Genomic DNA, 4,469 nt, shown 5'->3' with positions numbered 1-4,469 from the left:
TGTAGCAGCAAAGCTAAAATGTCAGCACTGAGCAAAGTAGAGATGTCAGTTTCTGCTCCTTTTTGGGAGTTCGGAGGCTGTCATTTCGATGGGCATGGTGGTGATGAGCAAGCGCGAGCTGAACCGTCTTGATGTTCTGGCACGGCTAGACGGCGACAGACTAACGGCTCGAGCAGCGGCTGAGCTGATGACGGTAACGCTGCGGCAAACGTATCGGCTGTTGGGAAGATATCGCGCTGGCGGCGCTTTAGCGATTGCCAATCAGCGCCGCGGTCGTCCCTCGAACAACCGCTTGCCGGATGTGGTTCGTGATCATGCGATCGCTCTGGTGCGGGAGCGCTACGCAGACTTTGGACCGACATTCGCAGCCGAGAAGCTGGCGGAGCGTCATGATCTCAAAGTTTCGCGGGAGACGCTGCGCAACTGGATGCGGCAGGCGGGGATCTGGATGTCCCGCGCTGAACGCAAGCGCATTCAGCAACCTCGGCATCGCCGCGAGCATGTTGGTGAGCTGGTCCAAATCGACGGCTCAGAGCATCGCTGGTTCGAGGATCGTGCAGCGGTCTGCACGTTACTGGTGTTCGTCGACGATGCGACAAGCCGTCTGATGGAGCTACGCTTTGTCGCATCGGAGAGCACATTTGCCTATTTCGAGGCGCTGAAGGCCTATCTTCGTCGTCACGGTAAACCGGTCGCCTTCTACTCCGACAAGCATTCCATCTTTCGGGTGTCGAACGAGAACGCGGTCAGCGGCAATGGAATGACCCAGTTTGGACGGGCGTTGTCGGAACTCAACGTCGAGATTTTGTGCGCCAATACCAGCCAGGCGAAGGGACGCGTCGAGCGCGCCCATCATACGCTGCAGGATCGTCTGGTGAAGGAGCTGAGACTCGCCGGCATCAGCACGATCGAGGCGGCAAACGCGTTTCTGCCGAGCTTCATCGCCAACTACAACGGTCGCTTTGCCAAGCTCCCGGCTCGCGACAAGGATCTCCACCGTTTGCTCGACCCCCGGCAGGATCTGGATGAAGTCCTGTGCTGGCGCGAGCAGCGTCAGGTGTCGCACCAACTGGTGGTGAACTACAGTCGTATGAAGTTGACGCTTAAGCCTGAAGGTATAGCGGTTCGCCTCCGTGGCAAAATGGTCGATATCTATGACTTTCCGGATGGGCGACTGGAGGTTCGCTGGAAAGGCAAGTCGTTGCCTTACTCCGCCTTCGACAAGCTGCAGCGCGTCAGTCATGCGGCCATTGTCGAGAACAAGCGTCTCGGGGAGATTCTGGCCTGGATCAAGGAACAGCAAGACCGGCAGCCACGCCTCAACACCATTCCGAAGGGGCCGCGGCGCTCAAGCCAGGCGTCCGGACTCCTAAAGAATCGTGCCTTGCGAATGGCTGAGGCCGCCAAATCGAAGTCAAAAGCTTCCCGTCGGGGCCGGCGCCGCTCCGATATGGTGGTCTCCGCGGCGCCGGCTCACGCTCCCAGCGAGGCCGCCGAGTGACATTTCAACTTTGCACAGACCGAGGATCTCAACTTGGTTGCAACAAAGCCGTTGTTGTCGAAAGCCGTCGTTCCCGTAATAAGCGGTTGTATAACGCCTTCGATCGGGACCCGTAAGTTGAGCGGAAGGCCGTGCGCACGAATCAACTGCTAACTCGTCGATTCTGACTCGCCAGATTGAACCGCTTGACCCCTTCGTGGTCGAGCACGAATTTCGGGATCGCGCGCGTGACGTCTAAGTCGCGCACCAGCGTTAGCGTACGATTGTCAAGGATCAGCCACTGCCCATCGACGCGAGTTGCGACCATAGCATGATCTTCATGTGGGAAGAAGTTTCTCAAGATAACGATCTTCACATCGTCCTTGGGAATGCCAGCTTCCAGGAGCGCAGCATATTTGAGGATCGCGTAGTCCTCACAGTCACCGCGATTGTATAGGAGCGTTTCAAACGGATCACTCCAATGATCCGCAACGCCCCATTGGATCTCGTCACTGGCGGGGCTGATGGCGAGGTCCGCAGCTCGGTTGATCAGCCCGACACGTGCCCGGCCGCTTCGTCCAGCGCCCTTCGCGCTTATGTCGATCAGTTTTTGCGCGGCGACAGGGCAGGCTCCATTTGCATGGCATTTCGCAACCACCGCGAAATCTTGAGCCATCGCGGCCTCGACGTGTTGCCATTTTTCCAGCAACTCGCCCGAGGCGACAAGCTCGGTTTTCATACCGAACAACTGAGCGCCTTGCTCATCATTGCGCGCAGGTGACTCGGGCGGCGCGGTCGCCGCGTTCGCTCCATCTTCTATGAATGAGACAGCCTCGAATTCGTTGGCAGCCAAATAAGCCACAGTTGGAGCGGGGTTGGTGGGAAGCTTGGGCGGCTGCGACGTGTAAACTGCGCCAGCCAGCAAGAAACCCGCCACCCACGCCGACGCGAGAGTCGCCCAATAAGTTCCGCCATGGCGCATAACAGACTGACTTGGGGTGCCGGCGAAAGCGGACATCCGACAGGCCTTCTCCTCGAGAGAAAATAACTCTCGCTGAGCTAGTGCCGGTGGGGTTTGGGACCAAGCTGCCTGCGAGCAACCCTGCTTTGACGATCTCGCTTATCTCCGCGTAACGCTCGCGGGTGACTAGCGTTCACGCTCAATTCACGGACTCTTGAGTCGTCGGATCCAGCTGCGACGAGAGCATCGCAAACTCTGAGAACGCGAACCCACACTAATTTTTAAAAAGCTCTGGCTGTGAAGCGAGCTGTCAATCACTCAGATTAGAACGGGAAGGCGGATTATTCCCATAAGATGAGCACACAGCAGTCAAAATCAGTATTCCGAACTGCCCGAGCTTAATTGTCGATACAGCGATTTCGTCGCTCTAAGTTTGTGACGTCCGCATGGGACCGCTTCAGGTCACCCACAGACCGGGAGGTGATGACCGCTCCCGGATCATAGGCCGTCATCCGCCACCGGCCAACTTATGCCATAACCTATAGACCCGTTGCGTACGTGGGCAGAGCGTGGCTGCGAGCTTCACAAAGAACCGCACAGGCTCGCTCTATAAACCCTTGATATCGTCGTCATCCCTCGGCGCTGTGGTGGGTCGAGCGCTGCAGGAATTGCGGCGCGTGATGACGCGTCTCGCGCGAAGCTGGACGCTCGGATGGGTCGCGGCCGAGCTTGGACTGAAGCTCGACCAGATCGGTGAAGACGTCGGCCTGGCGCCGCAAGTGGTCGGCGATCATTGGCGGCTGGCTCGAAATAGTTGAGACCACCGTAACCCGCACGCCACGGCGCTGCACCGCTTCGACCAGCGAACGGAAATCACCGTCGCCGGAGAACAGCACTATTTCGTCGACGTGCTCGGCGAGCTCCATAGCATCGACTGCGAGCTCGATGTCCATGTTGCCCTTCACTTTGCGGCGGCCGCTGGCGTCAATGAATTCCTTGGTTGCCTTGGTGACAACCGTGTAGCCGTTGTAATCGAGCCAGTCGATCAGCGGACGGATCGACGAAAACTCCTGGTCTTCGATGATTGCGGTGTAATAGAAGGCACGCAGCAGGGTTCCGCGGCTTTGGAATTCCTTGAGCAGACGCTTGTAGTCGATGTCAAAGCCGAGCGTCTTGGCGGTCGCGTAGAGATTTGCGCCGTCAATTAACAGTGCAATCTTGTTGGAGGAAGATCTCATCCAGATGCTGACCTTTACAAATAGATACGGAGGCAAGGGACCATCAAATCAACGCCCACTTTAGTTTGATCGTGGGGTATTGGGATCTCGCAATGCCCGAAGCGGCAGTTAAAACGAAGCCACGGCCATCATGAGGTACATCTAAATATTTTAAGTTTCAAATACTTTTCGCAGAAAATAATGCTGGTTGATGATTGCCGACCGGCATCTTTTTACCGCTCTTTGGCGAGGAAACCCGATAAGACTCGCCGGCAATGTGTGACGAATTTCCAGTTTTTGAAATAGCATTGAACAAGCGCGGGCGCGCGTGGAAATGGCACGTGCGCACGACCGCTGGAAATATTGTCATGTGGGGTTCGGAACTTAGCCGACCCGCAGCCATGTACAATGCTTACAGGGCATTCTTTCTGCTTCTGCAATCAGCGCCAAATATATCGACCCAGCTAAGGAGTCGGCATAACGGGGTTCGGAGTCCCTCGGGTCGCCGCCGTTCTCGAACTCACCCTCGATCCGGTCCAGCTCACGACACGGCGGCGGGGCCATCCGGCTGATTTGCGGAAGTGGCGGGGCTCGGCCCAAGGGCCCTTGATCGTCTGAAATCCAAGATCCAACAAGCTGCTTGCCGGTTACGGTTGTACATCGAACCGGTGAAGGCGGAGTTCCGGTGTTGCCGAAGCAGCACTCCAGTGGAGGCAAGAACAGGCTCGGCAATATAAGCAAGCAGGGTGACCGCTATCTGCGCGGCCTGTTTGTGGCCGGCGCGCTTTCTGTCATCCGTTACGCCAAAGAT

2 protein-coding genes and 2 pseudogenes are annotated in these 4,469 nt (G+C 57.2%); 2 read left to right on the top strand and 2 right to left on the bottom strand.

Annotated features, from left to right (window positions below; translation table 11 throughout):
• Positions 1-88 precede the first annotated feature (88 nt).
• Positions 89-1,501: an ISNCY family transposase gene (locus ABSE61_RS36180; RefSeq protein WP_423875950.1), complete on the top strand. Its 1,413-nt coding sequence runs from the start codon at positions 89-91 to the stop codon at positions 1,499-1,501.
• A 142-nt stretch (positions 1,502-1,643) separates the two neighbouring features.
• Here ABSE61_RS36180 and ABSE61_RS36175 read toward each other — a convergent pair whose 3' ends face one another.
• Entirely contained in the window at positions 1,644-2,498 is an 855-nt protein-coding gene (locus ABSE61_RS36175; protein ID WP_423875949.1) for a transglutaminase-like cysteine peptidase, read from the bottom strand.
• A 550-nt stretch (positions 2,499-3,048) separates the two neighbouring features.
• Positions 3,049-3,679, bottom strand: a pseudogene (locus ABSE61_RS36170) (LabA-like NYN domain-containing protein).
• 664 nt (positions 3,680-4,343) lie between these two features.
• Between ABSE61_RS36170 and ABSE61_RS36165 the strand changes: the two are divergent.
• A pseudogene (locus ABSE61_RS36165) lies at positions 4,344-4,469 on the top strand (transposase); the annotation flags it as partial.

This window comes from Bradyrhizobium sp. (genome assembly GCF_049519115.1).
Lineage (GTDB): Bacteria > Pseudomonadota > Alphaproteobacteria > Rhizobiales > Xanthobacteraceae > Bradyrhizobium.
This window is presented reverse-complemented; position numbering and strand designations above follow the sequence as displayed.

What these genes read in the sequence shown, in the direction of transcription:
- ABSE61_RS36180 (WP_423875950.1), top strand. Translation starts at nt 89, where the DNA reads ATGGGCATGGTGGTGATGAGCAAGCGCGAGCTGAACCGTCTTGATGTT.
- ABSE61_RS36175 (WP_423875949.1), bottom strand. Translation starts at nt 2,498, where the DNA reads ATGTCCGCTTTCGCCGGCACCCCAAGTCAGTCTGTTATGCGCCATGGC.